The sequence below is a fragment of the Streptococcus parasanguinis genome, assembly GCF_031582885.1.
GTDB classification, from domain to species: domain Bacteria; phylum Bacillota; class Bacilli; order Lactobacillales; family Streptococcaceae; genus Streptococcus; species Streptococcus parasanguinis_M.
Window position 1 is genome coordinate 1581253 of sequence record NZ_CP133988.1, and the last position, 15395, is coordinate 1596647.

16 protein-coding genes are annotated in these 15395 nt (G+C 44.0%); 1 reads left to right on the plus strand and 15 read right to left on the minus strand.

Annotated elements, in window-relative coordinates; genetic code table 11:
• Positions 1-8: 8 nt before the first annotated feature.
• The 10 genes from RDV49_RS07505 to RDV49_RS07550 all read right to left on the minus strand — a co-directional run bounded on the left by RDV49_RS07505 (position 9) and on the right by RDV49_RS07550 (position 9550).
• Positions 9-662 (minus strand): uracil-DNA glycosylase, encoded by a 654-nt coding sequence (locus RDV49_RS07505; protein WP_003007122.1) that lies wholly within the window; start codon positions 660-662, stop codon positions 9-11.
• Positions 663-792: 130 nt separating this feature from the next.
• Positions 793-2298, minus strand: coding sequence for a glycosyltransferase-like membrane protein (locus tag RDV49_RS07510; protein WP_003007120.1), 1506 nt, complete (start codon positions 2296-2298; stop codon positions 793-795).
• Between the two features lie 274 nt (positions 2299-2572).
• Positions 2573-3070, minus strand: a complete 498-nt coding sequence (locus tag RDV49_RS07515; protein ID WP_155106215.1) for a hypothetical protein — start codon at positions 3068-3070, stop codon at positions 2573-2575.
• Between the two features lie 71 nt (positions 3071-3141).
• Positions 3142-3633, minus strand: a complete 492-nt coding sequence (locus RDV49_RS07520) for a DUF3592 domain-containing protein (RefSeq protein ID WP_003007114.1) — start codon at positions 3631-3633, stop codon at positions 3142-3144.
• A gap of 56 nt (positions 3634-3689) precedes the next feature.
• A complete protein-coding gene (locus tag RDV49_RS07525) occupies positions 3690-4289 on the minus strand; it encodes a hypothetical protein (RefSeq protein WP_003007112.1) in 600 nt (199 codons plus the stop codon).
• Positions 4290-4431: 142 nt separating this feature from the next.
• Positions 4432-5064 carry an orotate phosphoribosyltransferase gene (gene pyrE, locus RDV49_RS07530; protein ID WP_003007111.1) on the minus strand — a complete coding sequence of 211 codons (633 nt, stop codon included), beginning with the start codon at positions 5062-5064 and terminating at the stop codon, positions 4432-4434.
• A gap of 261 nt (positions 5065-5325) precedes the next feature.
• The gene (pyrF, locus tag RDV49_RS07535) at positions 5326-6018 is read right to left on the minus strand and encodes an orotidine-5'-phosphate decarboxylase (RefSeq protein WP_003003278.1); all 693 of its coding nucleotides are present in this window, start codon (positions 6016-6018) and stop codon (positions 5326-5328) included.
• Between the two features lie 179 nt (positions 6019-6197).
• Positions 6198-7136: a dihydroorotate dehydrogenase gene (locus RDV49_RS07540; RefSeq protein ID WP_003007109.1), complete on the minus strand. Its 939-nt coding sequence runs from the start codon at positions 7134-7136 to the stop codon at positions 6198-6200.
• Positions 7137-7145: 9 nt separating this feature from the next.
• Positions 7146-7952, minus strand: coding sequence for a dihydroorotate dehydrogenase electron transfer subunit (locus RDV49_RS07545; RefSeq protein ID WP_003007106.1), 807 nt, complete (start codon positions 7950-7952; stop codon positions 7146-7148).
• A gap of 185 nt (positions 7953-8137) precedes the next feature.
• The gene (locus tag RDV49_RS07550) at positions 8138-9550 is read right to left on the minus strand and encodes a DUF6688 domain-containing protein (protein ID WP_003007104.1); all 1413 of its coding nucleotides are present in this window, start codon (positions 9548-9550) and stop codon (positions 8138-8140) included.
• A gap of 243 nt (positions 9551-9793) precedes the next feature.
• On the opposite strand from RDV49_RS07550, the gene RDV49_RS07555 reads away from it, so the two are divergent.
• Positions 9794-10702: a LysR family transcriptional regulator gene (locus tag RDV49_RS07555; RefSeq protein ID WP_003007102.1), complete on the plus strand. Its 909-nt coding sequence runs from the start codon at positions 9794-9796 to the stop codon at positions 10700-10702.
• 183 nt (positions 10703-10885) lie between these two features.
• On the opposite strand, the gene RDV49_RS07560 is transcribed toward RDV49_RS07555, so the two are convergent.
• The 5 genes from RDV49_RS07560 to RDV49_RS07580 form a co-directional block, all read right to left on the minus strand.
• Positions 10886-11617, minus strand: a complete 732-nt coding sequence (locus tag RDV49_RS07560; RefSeq protein ID WP_003007100.1) for an NAD-dependent protein deacylase — start codon at positions 11615-11617, stop codon at positions 10886-10888.
• Complete coding sequence (locus RDV49_RS07565) at positions 11618-12385, minus strand: Gbs1250 family HEPN protein (protein ID WP_003007099.1); 768 nt, start codon at positions 12383-12385, stop codon at positions 11618-11620.
• Positions 12385-13095 (minus strand): purine-nucleoside phosphorylase, encoded by a 711-nt coding sequence (deoD, locus tag RDV49_RS07570; RefSeq protein ID WP_003007097.1) that lies wholly within the window; start codon positions 13093-13095, stop codon positions 12385-12387. Before deoD ends, RDV49_RS07565 begins: the two co-directional genes overlap by 1 nt.
• 353 nt (positions 13096-13448) lie before the next feature.
• The gene (locus RDV49_RS07575) at positions 13449-14159 is read right to left on the minus strand and encodes a type 1 glutamine amidotransferase (protein WP_037608362.1); all 711 of its coding nucleotides are present in this window, start codon (positions 14157-14159) and stop codon (positions 13449-13451) included.
• Positions 14156-15391, minus strand: a complete 1236-nt coding sequence (locus RDV49_RS07580; RefSeq protein WP_003007092.1) for a chloride channel protein — start codon at positions 15389-15391, stop codon at positions 14156-14158. The genes RDV49_RS07575 and RDV49_RS07580 overlap by 4 nt, the downstream gene beginning before the upstream one ends.
• Positions 15392-15395 lie beyond the last annotated feature (4 nt).

The window sequence follows — 15395 nt, forward strand, 5'->3', positions numbered from 1 at the left end:
TCTTTCTCCTATCTTAACCAATCAATCGGCTCGCGTCCCGTCTCTTTCAAAAATTGATTGGTTTTTGAAAAGGGTTGGGAACCAAAGAATCCTCGGTAGGCCGATAAGGGACTTGGGTGAGCTGATTCAAGGACCAAATGTCGATCGTGGGTAATCAGAGGCTTTTTCTTACGGGCATAAGATCCCCAGAGGATAAAGACAACAGGCTCCTCCAACTCATTGACCACCTTGATCACAGCATCTGTGAATGGCTCCCAAATTTGTCCCGCATGACCATTGGCCTGACCAGCAGGAACCGTCAAGCAGGCATTGAGCAAGAGCACTCCTTGCTCTGCCCAAGAGGTCAGATCATGCGACCGCTTCTCTCCGATATCTGAGCGCAATTCTTTGAGAATATTTTGCAAAGAAGGGGGGGCTGGGACATGATCCGGCACAGAAAAACTTAAGCCTTGCGCTTGATCCGGTCCGTGGTAGGGATCTTGGCCTAAAATCAAGACCTTGACCTGATCCATCTCTGTCGTCTGCAAGGCCTTAAAGACCTTGTCACGAGGTGGATAGACCACTCCTTTGCTATAGACCTCATTCATAAAGTCATTAATCTGATGAAAATACCCTTCCGGAAGATGGGATTTGATGGCTTCATGCCAGGGGGAATGTTGCATGGAAACTCTCCGCTATCCAATAAATTCTTACCTTTCATTATACCACATTTGACACAGATCCACTGGATAAAAAAGAGGCTGGACCATTTTATCCAACCTCTGGTTCTGCCTGTTAAACAAGCGAGAGTTTTTATGTATTTTCTTTCTTAATGAATCCTGCTAGACCGATCGAAGCCACTAGCAAAATTTGCGGCAAGAATTGGATGAGGTAGCGGGTCTTCCCACCTTCAAAGATGGTTAAGAAGAGCAAACCACCAAAGACCGCTAAGGAAAGGAAATTGAAGGCATCTGTATCTCGACGTTTGAGATAAGCCCCAACCAAGCCAGCTGACAAGACGATCCAGATCAACTGTTTCACAAATTCATAATACTTGTACTGTGGGCGATCCGTGCTGAGGAAATAGGTTCGCACCCATTTGGCCAGACCATTGTTTTTAGTCAGCGGCGCATAGAGAGGATTAATATAAGGTGTCTTCTCATACTCTACATCTCGGTAAAGCCAACCTAGGGTCCCTTCTGCTACCGTCAAAGATTGCTTGTAATAGAGGTGCCCAATCAAACCGAAAGGTCCGTACTCCTTGAGGCGGCGTTTGATTTCTTTAATTATATTTTCTTTCTTAAAGAGACCATTGTTGTAGTCTGAGCGCTTGTCCTCATCGATATAAGCTAGCAAGCCCTCTTTCATATCTTCTTGGTTATGCCCCATATCCGTCAAGCCTAGATTGATAAACAAGAGTGGTCCTTTAGCCAAACCTTCTTGTTTCAAAATTGGTACAACTGTTTGATGATTGACCGCTGTATTCAATCCTGCAAAGACAAAGCCCGTCATCATCACTGTCACCGTAGCAATCTTGCCAAAGGACTTCCAGTTTCCTCTAAAGAAGAGGACAGCCCAAAAGGCAATCATGATAATAATCGTCGTTGGACGGATCAACATGGTCACGCCAGATAAAATCCCTAAAGCAAACATCTTCTTCCAGGAGGTCCCTTCTTGGTCTTCCTTCAAGAGATCCAAGGCCCACCACAATTGAAGAGCGATCAAAGGAAGCGGAGGAATGTCCGTATACATGGAATAGAAATAAGGCGAGTAACAGATCAAACTGACATAAAAGAGATAGACTAGATCAGCCGTTTTTTGATTGAAATGCTTCTGGGACAGCTTGTACAAGAGGACTGCTCCCAGATTGACATAGAGGATATTGAGAGCCTGCATGACCCACAGACCGCTAGTGCCAAATAAGGCATAGAAAAACTTCTCGTAAAGGAAGAGCGGAATATTATTGGGATTGCGACTGAGGTAGTTGGTGATGGAAGATTGCTTAAGAAGATCAAAAGCTCCCTTAAAAACAACCGCAGCATCCCGACGGATCAAAAGCTCTGCACAAATCATAAAGATTAACTGACAGATGATCGCGCCAAGTAAGAAGCCTGTTTTATGACGGGTCAACCAAGCAATGGCTCTTTTTACCCCGTTGCGTTTCAACCAGGCTAGCAGAAATAGCAATCCAACACCTAAAATGGCTAACCATGAAATCTCTCTCAGATAGGTCACACTGATCAAGAACCAGTGGACCATCACTAGCAACATGACAACATGAAGCATCCCAAATAGAATACGTTTACTTTTCGATAACATAGGTCCATTATATCAAAAAAACAGCATTTCTGCTGTTTTGGGCTGATACGAAATCATTTAGGTTGAGGAATTATCTTTGTTATTTACGATCTTCCTTGAAATCAAACTCTATTTCCCGAGGCTCTGTGAATTCGAGTCCTCTAAAAAATAAGATCACAATTAAACATAAAATCAAGGCCAAAAACAATCGCATTTGTACAAAATACGCAAAAAACAGGAGTAGAGCACTTAAACAAACAAGAGCAAACAACTGTCGTTTTCTCATTTTTCGCATTCACCACACCTCGGTTCCATTTGACGTTTTTTGAAGATAATCTACTGGTTTTATCTGACCAACTAATACGAGTTCTGCTCCATTTTTTTCAACAAAGCGTTTCAACTGTACATATCTGGCAATAGTGACCAACCATAAAGTGACGATGACAGCAAGAAGAAATATCAGAACGTTCACCACTCCTTCTCTAACATCCAAATCAAGATTCGGTTTTCCAAAGAAAAGGTCCATGGGAAGGATCTTTCTAAATGTTCTTGCTAATAACAAACCTAGTGGAACACCAATGACGGCCGAAAGATTGTTTGGAGCTTTCTTTGTAAAGACTTTATCTTTAAATGAATAGTTAGTCTGATACACTTTACGGTATCTGTCAAAAGGGATCTTACTATTGCGTTTGATGATCAATTCTTCTCCCTGATCGGTCACCAACAAAAAGAATCCCCATAGAGGCCTTTTCCCATTCAAACTGATATTAAAACATTGACCTTTTTTGATCATTGAAAATCCTCTCATTCAATCAAATATATAGAGTTGAATGTGCTTTTTTATTTTAGATAGGTCCAAACAATTCAACATAACAAAGCTAGTATGCAGACTAGCCCAAGATAAATCCCAGTCGTTAAAATCATTCCAATTTTATAAAAACCGACTAAGTCGGCATAGCGTTCGACAAAACCAATTTGTGGCTCGTTTGGATTATAAAAGACAGTCATGGGAGACCCGATTGGGAATATCATCCGCAAATCCAGATTTTTACCTGCTCCAAGAATATAGGTTCTATCGAAAACATTTGTTTGTCTTGACTTAGAAGAAGTCTCCCTAAAATAAGCATAAGTGAATGTCTTTCGGTAGCTTTCGCTGCCGACTTGATATTCCACCACAGGCAAGGATATAAGGAATTGATTTTTAGAATCAAAAGCAACGACTTCTCCCATAACTTTTGCGGTTGATTCTGTTTTCACTTTTATTTCACGACGATACAAGGTGTAAAAGATGAGCAGAATGATAAGAAAAACAAGGGTCAGAATACCCAAACTAAGCCAGAACACTGTTGCTGTCATTGATTTCTCTCTACTCCTTCATATAAACTATATGCTTCTACTATCAATAAAAATTCTTACTCCCCTCTTTTCAACCAATTCTGTTGCTGTGCCTTTTCAGCAAGGTCTTTTGCTTTGTTGATATCTAATGAGTTTGAATCTGATGGGGCATTGGATTCGATCTCTTCCTTCAATTCTTGTAAGGTTTGAACATCCTGAGGAGTTAAATCAGAGACCGTGCTAGATTCTTTGTCTGTTGAACTATCTGGAACAGTCTGAATCTCGCGATCGGTTTTGATTACTTCAGTTCCTGCATCCGTTTTTGGAGCTGGTCGGTATAACATGAAGAATCCAACAATTACAATAATGAAAGCTAGGATCGATATCCCATTTCGTTTTTGAATTTCTTCCTGAGGAATTTCTACTCCCTTTGTTGATAAATTCTTCCATTCTGGATGTTCCTCCTCAGCTGCTTTTTTCTTATAAAAGGCAGGTGCAATCAATGACTGATTGGTTAAGATGAGAGTACCAATACAAATTATAAAATATGGAACTTCACGAGAGTTGCTGAGTAATATCTTAATATAAAATACACTAGCGATTATAGCTAGGACGACATTAATTGTAAATCTAATTTTAAATTCCTTTTTCAATTGCAAATAATGTTCTTTTGTCATTCTTTCTCCCTTAAATTAGTTTTTATCTTCCTCTAATAAAAACAATTACTACTATCATACAGGATTTTACTTTGGGTTTCAAGTTAACCACCAACTAGTGAAAAGTGTATAAAAAAGAAGCGTTAGAAACGCTTCAGTTATATTATTTGTCTTGCCAAGTTTCTTGGTTTTCCTTAAAACGGCGTAACAAATCTAAGCCTTCAGAGGTAATATAACCTTGTTCTTCAGCCAAATGAATCAATTCTGTGTAGTTTGACAAGGTTTCGAGTTGAACACCAGCTTCCGCAAATTTCTTATCAGCTTTTTCCAATTGGTAAGTAAAGATCGCCACCACACCAAGTACGTCTGCTCCTTCACGTTTCGCAGCTGCAACAGCATCCAAAACAGAACCACCAGTAGAAATCAAATCTTCCACTACCACCATCTTTTGACCTTGTGGTACACGGCCTTCGATTTGGTTTCCAGCACCGTGGTCTTTTGGTTTGCTACGGATGTAAGCAAAAGGAAGGTTCATTTTGTCCGCAATAATGGCTCCATGAGGAATCCCCGCAGTTGCTGTCCCCGCAATGACTTCTACTTCAGGGAAAGCTTCCTTGATTTTGTCCACGAATCCATTCTCAATCAAGGTACGAGTTTCTGGATAAGCAAGGGTCACGCGGTTATCCGTATAAATAGGGGACTTGATCCCTGAAGCCCAAGTAAAAGGTTCTTCTGGTTTCAAATAAACGGCTTCAATTTTTAGAAGATGGCTGGCAATATCTTTAGCTAATGACATGATAACTCCTTTTTACGATTTTAATCATATACGAATTAAATCCAAAATAGATTTAAAAAACAATTTTACAGGTTAGTGAGTAAGTTAGAGTAGGTCCCATCGGACTTTCGAACTACAAAAGTTCCACTTTTAGTAGCGATTGGTATTCCGACGATTTAGAGGATAAAACGATTATTTTTATCCTCTAAATCTAGTGAATGCGTTAGGGAAGGTCCTATAGGACTTCCCGTAGAGCTACAAAAGTTCCACTTTTAGTAGCTCTTACGCATTCCACTGTCTCTTAATTTCATGGTAAGCGTCCCATGGGTTTTCTGCTTGAATAATGGGGCGTCCAACAACAATATAATCCGATCCAATTTTATGGGCTTCTTGTGGCGTCATAACCCGTTTTTGGTCGCCGATTTCAGCTCCTGCAGGACGAATCCCTGGTGTGACACAGACAAAGTCTGATGAAGTGGCATCTTTGATCAAGGCTACTTCATGGGCTGAGCAGACCACGCCGTCCAAGCCAGCTTCTTGAGCCTTGCGAGCATAATTAACGACTGATTCTTGGACCGTTGTTTGGATGTTTTGGCAATCACGCATGTCTTCTTCACTGGTCGAAGTCAACTGGGTTACGGCTACCAACTTAGCTCCTTCACCAAGAGCTGCTTTGGCTTCGCGCATCATCTCTACACCACCGGCTGCGTGAACCGTCACCATATCCACTCCGAAAGTACCCAATACAGACATAGCTGATTTGACTGTATTTGGGATATCGTGTAATTTTAAATCAAGGAAGATACTGTGTCCAAGCCCTTTGAGGTAGTGTACAATTTCAGGACCAACTGCATAGAAAAATTCCATACCGATTTTTACAAATAGTTTTTCATCTTCTGGAAAATGCTCTAAAAAGTGTTTGACATCCTCGAAAGCTGGGAAGTCAAGGGCAATAATAGGACGTTCTTCACGCATGGTTTTCTCCTTTTGATGGGTGACATTTTTTCCACAAAAAAACCTTGCTCGAGGCAAGGTTACACGAAAATTAGGTAGGAAAAACTACCATGATTCACCGTCTAGACCTTAGGAGCCTCTCTGGACTGCTTTAAAGGTTTTTATTTATTGTAGTACGATATTTGGGAAAAGTCAAGGATTTACAGTAGATTTTCCCGTACATGTTTCCGAAAATTCTCAAGCGTGTCAATGCCATATCGATCCATGACCTGTGGCAGGTCTTCGATGATCGTTGGACAAGCATAAGGATCGGTGAAATTGGCAGTACCGACTCCAATCGCAGAGGCACCAGCAATCATCATTTCAATCGCTGCTTCCGCTGAATCTACGCCCCCCATGCCAATAATCGGAAGTTTAGTGGATTGGGCTACTTGTCGAATGAGTTTCAAGGCTACTGGGAAGACCGCTGGACCTGACATCCCTCCTGTACCATTGGCAATAATTGGTTTGCCAGTCTTGAGATCGAATCGCATCCCGACCAAGGTATTGATCATGGTTAAGCCGGCGGCCCCTGCGTCTTCTGCTGCTTTTGCGACCTGGGTAATGTCTGCCACACTTGGCGTTAATTTGACATAGACAGGAACGGAGGAAGCTTCCACTGCTGCTTTGACAGCTGCATAGGCTAACTCAGGAACCTGACCGATTAAGAGACCATTATTGCCATGGTCCACATTGGGACAGGAGATGTTAAGTTCAATAGCTGTGACATTTGGTGCTTGCGAGATTTTTCTAGAAACCGTCGCATACTCTTCATTGGAGAAACCAGCTACGTTGGCGATAATCGGTAAATCTGGATAATGCTGGGCCAACCAAGGGAGTTTCTCTGCTAGGACAACTTCTACGCCTGGATTTTGGAGACCAATGGCATTAAGCATGCCTGCAGGAGTCTCAGCAACACGTGGTGTCGGATTTCCAAAGCGAGCCTCAGCTGTCGTCGCCTTGATCATAATGGATCCAAGAAGATCTAAATCATAGTATTTAGCGTATTCTTGGCCAAACCCAAAACAGCCAGAAGCTGGAATAATAGGATTTTTTAAGTCTAAACCGGGTAAGGATACGGCTAGTCGATTTGCTGTCATACGGTCCTCCTACATCACAATCGTACCGGTTTCAAAGACCGGTCCGTCTTCGCACACGCGCTTATTGGCTGCTTGGCTTGCATTTTCCAGATGAACCACACAGGCATAGCAAGCCCCCATCCCACAACCCATACGCGATTCCATGGAAATGTAGGCACGAGGGTGGTCATAGAACTTGCTGTTGACGTATTTGAGCATGCCAGGTGCTCCACAGGAATAGATGGCATCAAACTCCTGGTCCATCTGGTCAACGATGGTGGAGACATATCCCTTTGTGCCATAAGATCCATCGTCAGTTGTCACAGTAACATTAGCTACCTGAGAAAGCTCTTCTTCCAAAATGACGGCTTCTTTGGTCGCAAAACCGACAACCACTTCAACTTCCACTCCTTGCTCATGTAGTTGTTTAGCAACTTGGACCAAGGGAGGCACTCCAATCCCGCCACCGATGATCAAAGCACGCGCCCCTTGACCAAGACCTTTTAGGTCAAAGCCATTTCCTTGTGGGCCCATGACACTGAGGAAGCTACCGACAGGCAAGTGAGAAAAGATGGCCGTTCCGCCTCCTTCTACCCGATAGATGAGGCGACAGGTCTGGCTGTCTGGATCAATCTCTGAGATAGAAATGGGACGGCGAAGGAGCTTTGCCCCATCCGGTACGCGGATATGAAGGAATTGACCTGGAACCATCTGTTCCACCATTTCCCCCTTCAATACCATCGAAAAAATCCGTGGCGCAATCTCTTCTTGAGCGATTAACTCCATGTCTTCCATCATGATTTTTCCAAACCGTTTCTTACAGCTGTCACTGACCATTGGTTTCCTCTTCTTTCTTCCAGCAAAAAGACCTCGCAAAAGCAAGGTCCTACAAATGATCAGCTAGACTCGGTCCGCTGATCTTTTTTCTGTCTTTCCTTGCAGGCCTCTCTGGACCCCTTAAAGGTTTAAATTTTTCTCATTATATCGCGCTACTGGTCGCTTGTCAAGTAGAAATCGGTGACTTAAGAAGATTTCTTGGGATCAAAATCTTCTGGGATCGGTTTGATGTATTGCATGGCGATTCGGTTCTCAGGCTTGCGATCAACCAAGTAAAGAACCAATAAGAAGACCCATTCCAAGGGTTTCATTAGGTAGTAAATCAGGTCCATAGCCCACTTCTTCTTGATATGTTTAGCAAAAGGATAGCCATAGCGGTCATAATTGCGACGTAAGAAGCGATGGAAACGTGGCGTCTTTTCTTCTAGCACCTGTTCAAAGGCATTGGCGATACAGAGTTGGCGATTAACCACAACAGGATGACCATGCCGGACTCCCATCCGCTGGGGCTTGACTACCTTTTTATGGCCACCAGCCGCAACCGTACAGAGATAATGCTCATCAATGATGAGATTCTGAGGAGGGATCTTTTGCGAGAAGGCCCAGTCTGCTGTATTGGTCCAGGCCTTGATCATGGAATCTGGTTGTTGCCCAAAGAGCATGAGAATGAGGACGACGAGAGCCAGCGTCGGAAGGGCAAGCAGAACCGCTAGCCAAGGCCAGTTACGTGACTTGTTTAAGAGCTGATGGAAATACTGAAGCAGACGATTCTCATAGGTGATCTCTGTTCGATCTTCTTGCCACTCCTTGATACGAACCCATAAGAGATTTATGGAATAGATCAGTAAGAAAAAGGTGTGAAAACTTGCTACCTGCAGCTGATTATCAAAAACTAATAAGAGAACCACTCCCCCCAGAATGCCACTAATACAGAAGATATTAGCTAATGGAGAGAGGGAATTCGCATCCCGATAGGTATAGGTGATCAAGGCTAGCAAGGTGAGAGCAGCAAAGGTGAAGAAGGTTGGATATGCGCCAGACCAGATCAGGGCGTGCTTCTGCGAATTAACCAGGGGTTCACTCCAATCGTAAAAGGTCATCTCTTTCACGATGAAAATGAAAATCGCTTCTAGAAAGCAACCAAAGAGACCAAACCAAAGAACGATTGTTGGCTGTTTCTTTTTCTTTTTGACAGGCTCAGGACTCGGTGATTCAGTTGTGAATGCGTCTTCTTCTCCCTTCTCTGGTCCTCTCTCTTCAAACAGATCCGGATCTTTGAGAGCTTCTTCCTCTGCTTCCTTAAACTGGATGCTGGACCACCGCCCGATCCCATAGATGATGACAAAAATATTGGGTACAAAAAGGGCTAAGGTCACACCATAGGGCAAGATCTCCATGGTGAAGGCAATGATCTCCCAAACACTAAATTGAATGAATGGATCCGATATTGCGTAGAACGACTGACTAATGACAAAATAGATGTAAAAGGCCAATAGAATCAAAGCATTGGTCACAAAATTGATCTGTAACAGACCGGCTGTAAAATGGGTTTCCAATTCCTTATCCTTTTTCTTATACCAGGAAACGAGTTTTTTCATAAGATCTCCTCAATCCTTTTTTTACCATTCTATCAATCAAATCTCTCCTTGAGCAAGGCAAAACTGTATTTCTCCATCAAAATCAGTCCCCAGATGTAGATTTTGTTTCCAATCTTCTATTTTTTAACTATTTGATCTAGCCTAATTTCTATTACCTCCCTCAGCCTGCGTTATTCTCTGATACAGTCCTTGAAAAACCACATTTTACGGGAAAAACGCGCTTTTTTATGTTAAAATAAAAGCATGAGAATACAACAATTACAATACATTATCAAAATCGTCGAAACCGGCTCTATGAATGAGGCCGCAAAACAACTCTTCATCACGCAACCTAGCCTTTCCAATGCCGTTAAGGACTTGGAAAATGAGATGGGGATTGAAATCTTTATCCGAAATCCTAAAGGGATCACTTTGACCCGCGATGGGATGGAGTTTCTCTCTTATGCCCGCCAGGTGGTGGAGCAGATCGACCTCTTGTCCGAGCGCTATAAAAATCCTGTGGGTTCTCGTGAGCTTTTCAGCGTCTCTTCACAGCACTATGCCTTCGTGGTTGAGGCCTTCGTTTCACTATTGAAGAAAAGCGACATGGAAAAATACGAGCTCTTCCTACGGGAGACGCGGACTTGGGAGATCATCGATGACGTCAAGAATTTCCGAAGCGAGGTTGGCGTACTCTTTTTAAATAGCTACAACCGGGATGTCCTCTCTAAGATGCTGGATGATAATCACCTGATTGCCACCCACCTCTTTACTGCGCAACCTCATATCTTTGTCAGCAAGACCAATCCTCTTGCCAAGAAGGAGATCGTCCACTTGTCAGATCTGGAAGATTTCCCATACCTTAGCTATGACCAAGGGACCCACAACTCCTTCTACTTCTCAGAAGAGATTCTCTCTCAAGAGCATCATAAGAAATCCATCGTCGTCAGTGACCGGGCGACCCTCTTTAATCTCTTGATTGGTCTGGATGGCTACACCATTGCGACCGGGATTCTCAACAGCAATCTCAACGGAGATAACATCGTCTCCATTCCCCTTGATATCGAAGACCCGATCGAGCTGGTCTACATCAAACATGAAAAAACAGCCCTCTCAAAAATGGGAGAAAAATTCATCGAGTACTTGCTTGAGGAAGTGAAGTTTGATAAATAAAAAAGGAGGCTGGGACAAAAGTCCTAGCCTCTCAATTATTTTTGGATTGTCGAGCAAGACGCAGTGGTTGAGTGGGCTCTACTACGCTGATTTCATCAGCTTTTACAGCCCTACTCAACTGTGCGGAGGTGGGACGACGAAATCGAATTCTAACGAATGACCGATTTCTGTCCCACTCTCTTTTTATTGTCTTAATTGTGAAAATACTTGGCCAATTTTTCCTTCGATGACCAGGTCTGCTTGCTTGTCTTGTGGGATACTGGTTTTATTGATGACAACCAGCTTCTTCCCTCGGAAATACTGGATCAAGCTAGCTGCTGGGTAGACCACAAGAGAGGTACCACCGATAATCAGCAAATCAGCCTCTTGGATGGCTTGGGCTGCTTGGCTAAAGACGTCCATATCGAGAGGTTCCTCGTAAAGCGTCACATCAGGCTTGACCACCTTGCTGCAGTCCAGACAGTGTGGAACCGGGCCTTCCAAAGCTAGAAAGGCCTCCAAATCATAAAATCGCTGGCAACCCGTACAGTAATTGCAGTCGGCACTGCCATGGAGCTTCAAAACTTTTTTAGAACCAGCCATTTCATGGAGACTATCGATATTTTGTGTCACCACTGCCTTGAGCTTACCGGTCTCTTCAAGCCGAGCCAGATACCGATGGGCTGTATTGGGCTTGGCATCTGGGTAGAGCAAGTACTTCTTATAAAAGTCGAAAAAGTCCTCTGGATAGCGCTCAAACATGGTGTGGGAGACCAGTTGCTCAGCTGTCAAATGCCGTCCCACCTGAACACTATAGACCCCATCTGAGCTTCGAAAATCTGGAATATTTGACTCCGTGGAAACTCCTGCCCCTCCGAAAAACACGATCCGTTGACTCTGATCAATCATCTCCTGTAGTTGAGCAATCTTATCCATCTACTTCTCCTTTAGTAGCTCTTCCATGACAGCATTGGCCTGATCAAAATAAAAGTTAGCTTGATCATAATGGATGCCTGTGTAGCTTGCAAGGTCAATCAAATTCTTCATAAAATCCTGAGAAGAAAAACCCGTCGTCCGGTGGAGCTCTTCCTCATCAAAGGGCTTAATCAAATGGGCTAAGGGGTTGCGAACTGATTTTTCTAACTCCCGCAATTGTTGGGCCGCAACTTTGACGCTATCTGGCAAGTCCAACTGCACAATCAACTCCGTCAAACTGGATGAATTGACCACACTTTCGCTGTGGAATTGTTGCAGGATAGGGTTGTCAGACGCATGCAGGCTCTCAAACTTCCAACGGTCATAACTCGATTCTTTGGAATTATGGATATAGTTGGTAATATCAGGAATTTTCAACTGAATCAATCGCATAAAGATCCGATAGATGGCTGGGCTAACGGCACGAACAAAGTCAATAATCTGCTCATTTCGCAACTTCGCCTCTAAGTCATAAAGGTAGTTGGCCAACTGCTCATCTTCTGGATCCTCATGCCAAAAGAGCTGAAAACCAGTCGCTTCTAGCAACTCGGTTCTCAACTTTTGATTCATGACAGGTTGGATATTGAGTTCTCGACGCTCAGCCATTAACTGCAGTAAACTTACCAACAAATCCGGTACTTCTTCCTGCTGCTTGATAGAGCGCAGAGCCCGGCTGTAGTGATAATTTTGGAGGTCGTAGAGCCATTCATCATGAAAGAATTTTGCCATTAGTCTGCAATCAAGGTCTCAAGACCAACTTTCATCATGTCTGTGAAAGTGTTTTGACGTTCTTCAGCGGTTGTGTCCTCATCAGGATTGACCAAGCTATCAGAAATGGTCATAATGGCAAGGGCATCCACATGGTGTTGAGCAGCAAGATAGTAAAGGGCTGCTGCTTCCATTTCAACAGCCTTCACTCCCCACTTACCAAGTTCGATGTTCTTTTCACCATAGTTTGAATAGAAGACATCTGATGACAAGACATTGCCGACGTGAGTCGTCATACCAAGGTCTTTGGCAATGTGGTAAGCCTTGTCTAAAAGATCAAAGCTAGCGATTTGAGGGAAATCGTATTGAGGCCAGTCGTTGCGGATGATGTTTGAGTTGGTTGCGGCAGCTTGTGCCAAGACCAATTCACGAACATGCACATCCTCGTTCAAAGAACCAGCCGTTCCCACACGGATCAATTTCTTCACGCCATAGTCCACGATCAACTCACGCGCATAGATAGAGATGGATGGCATCCCCATTCCAGTCCCCATGACAGATACACGGTGACCCTTGTAGGTACCGGTGTAACCAAACATGTTACGGACTTCGTTGAAGCAGACAGCGTCTTCAAGGAAATTCTCAGCAATAAATTTCGCACGAAGAGGATCCCCAGGAAGAAGAATTTTATCAGCAATTTCACCCTGCTTAGCAGCAATATGGATAGACATAGTTTATGATACAAAGAGCGACCAGAAAGCGACTGAAAATTAGGAATCTGACGAGAAATCCTGATTTCTCAGTCAGATTATTTATTTTCCGAGCTTTCCGCTCGTGTTCAAATTAGAACACATGCTCTACCTTTCTTTTTTATTTTTTAGAATAGGCATTAAAGAGGCAAAGTAAAAATAGGAAACTGACGACGCATCGCAGATGCTAGACAGTTTATCTTTTTTACACAGTTCTCCGCCCGTATTCAGTTCAGCGAATACGGTAAACCCATCCTTTCTTTTTTTATTGAGTAATTAGGAGAGCTTTCCGCTCGTGTTCAAATTAGAACACATGCTCTACCTTTCTTTTTTATTTATTTTGTTAATGAATCCAAAAACGCATAGAGTTTGGCATTCATTTCTCGATAATCGTAAGCACGAATGGCTTGAGGGTTTTGAACAAAGGTCAATTTTTGACTTTGTTCTTCCAAAACAGCTTCACCGTCAGCAGCAATCAAGAGATCAACTGCTTCTGGATCAAATTCCAAGTGGGCTTGGAAGGCATAATGTTTAGGACTAAAGCGAATAATCTGACGCGGACACCCTTGACTAGTCGCAAGAACGACAGCATCCTCTGTCAATCCTGGCATATCACCATGCCAGTGACCGGTTTCAAGAGTTTCTCCAAACTCACCGACATGCGGATCTTTGAGTCCTTCAGACGTCAAGGTCACTGGATAAACCCCAATCTCACGTTCCGGACTGTGCTCATACTTCGCTCCATAGGCAACAGACAAGAGCTGGGCACCAAGACAGACCCCAACAATATAACGATCAGCCTTCATGGCCTTTTGAATCAGTTCGATCTCTGCCTGAGGATCGTAGTATGGAAAAGCTTCTCGATCTTCATCTGGCGATTGAGGTCCTCCCATCACAATTAAGAAGTCAATCTCATCCACTGTCTCTGGTAGGGCTTCGTTTTCATAGACTTTAGTCGTGGTCACTTGATGGCCACGCTCCTGTGCCCATTTTAGATAAGCGCCCGGCACTTCAAAGGTTTCATGCAGTACAAAATGTACCTTCATCGTTTCTTCTCCCATCTCTTTCGAATCACGTATGACAGACCAGCCGCAAGTACAAGCGGGATTGTCAAACTCCAAGCTTGGCCTGTAAATCCAAGGCTCAGGGCAATGGCTGTCAGAGGAGCTTCTAGGGTCGTCCCTAAAAAGACGGTCGCTCCTAGTAACATCCCTATAGCTGGATCCAGATGAATCCCAAGGACTGTCAAAAGCAAGGTCACTAGATAGCCAGATCCAATTCCTAAGGCAAATGATGGTGTCAAGGTCCCTCCATAGGCACCATTGCGCAATAGGAGGTAAACCAGAAGCCCCTTCACTGCAAGGGTCAGTGGAAGATAAGGAATCGACTGGCTAGACAAGAGGGCTTGCGCCAGTACCTGGCCATTTCCCATAAAGATAGGGAAAAAGGCTACTAGGCTCCCCAGCACTAGAAAGGCTAGAGGAAGAGCCCAAAGAATCGTCCCATCCTTCCGCCGTTTGTGACTAGCCCGCTTGGCGAGGAAAGCAAAGACCAGAGCCAAGGGAGTGACCAAGAAAGCAATCACAATAGCCTGTAAGAAGCTGCTAGCCGACCATGAGACTGCGGACAATTGATAAATGGCCTCATGACCAACGATGGACTGAGCGACCCAGGTGGCCAGATAAGTACTGGTCAAAACCAGTAGAAAGTTCTGCCAACTGTAGGCGAGCCCTAAGGTCTCAAAGACAAACAAGCTACTGGCAAAGGGGACCTGATAGACCGCAGCCAAACCAGCTCCAGCCCCACAGGCGATCAAGACTTTTCGCTCTTTGAGAGCTAGTGAGAACCCCTTCGCCAAACGACCAGCTAGAAGAGCCCCGACCTCACGTGGGGCTCCTTCTTTTCCGACCGATGCTCCTGCTCCAACAATTGCCACCTGCATCCCTGCATGAAGGAGGTGGGCTAAGGGCGCTGGATCCCTGTCTCCAGCTAAGTCAATTTGCTGGCGAATAGACAGGATCTGATAACGCTTTTGCAGGACATACCAGAAGCCAGCTGCCAAGCACCCAGTCACACACAAAACCAGAAATCTACGGAGACCTCCTGCTTCTTGAAATTGCTGGAGCAAATCCGACTTATCTTGACCAAAGGCCAGCCCTTGCACCCCTTTTAGTAGATAATGACAGGCAATTCCGACCAGGCCCGTCCCAATCCCTAATAATAAGGTGGCTAGAAGCAACCTCAGCCCGTAGGGCAGACTTTGGAGTCGTACTTTCATTGGA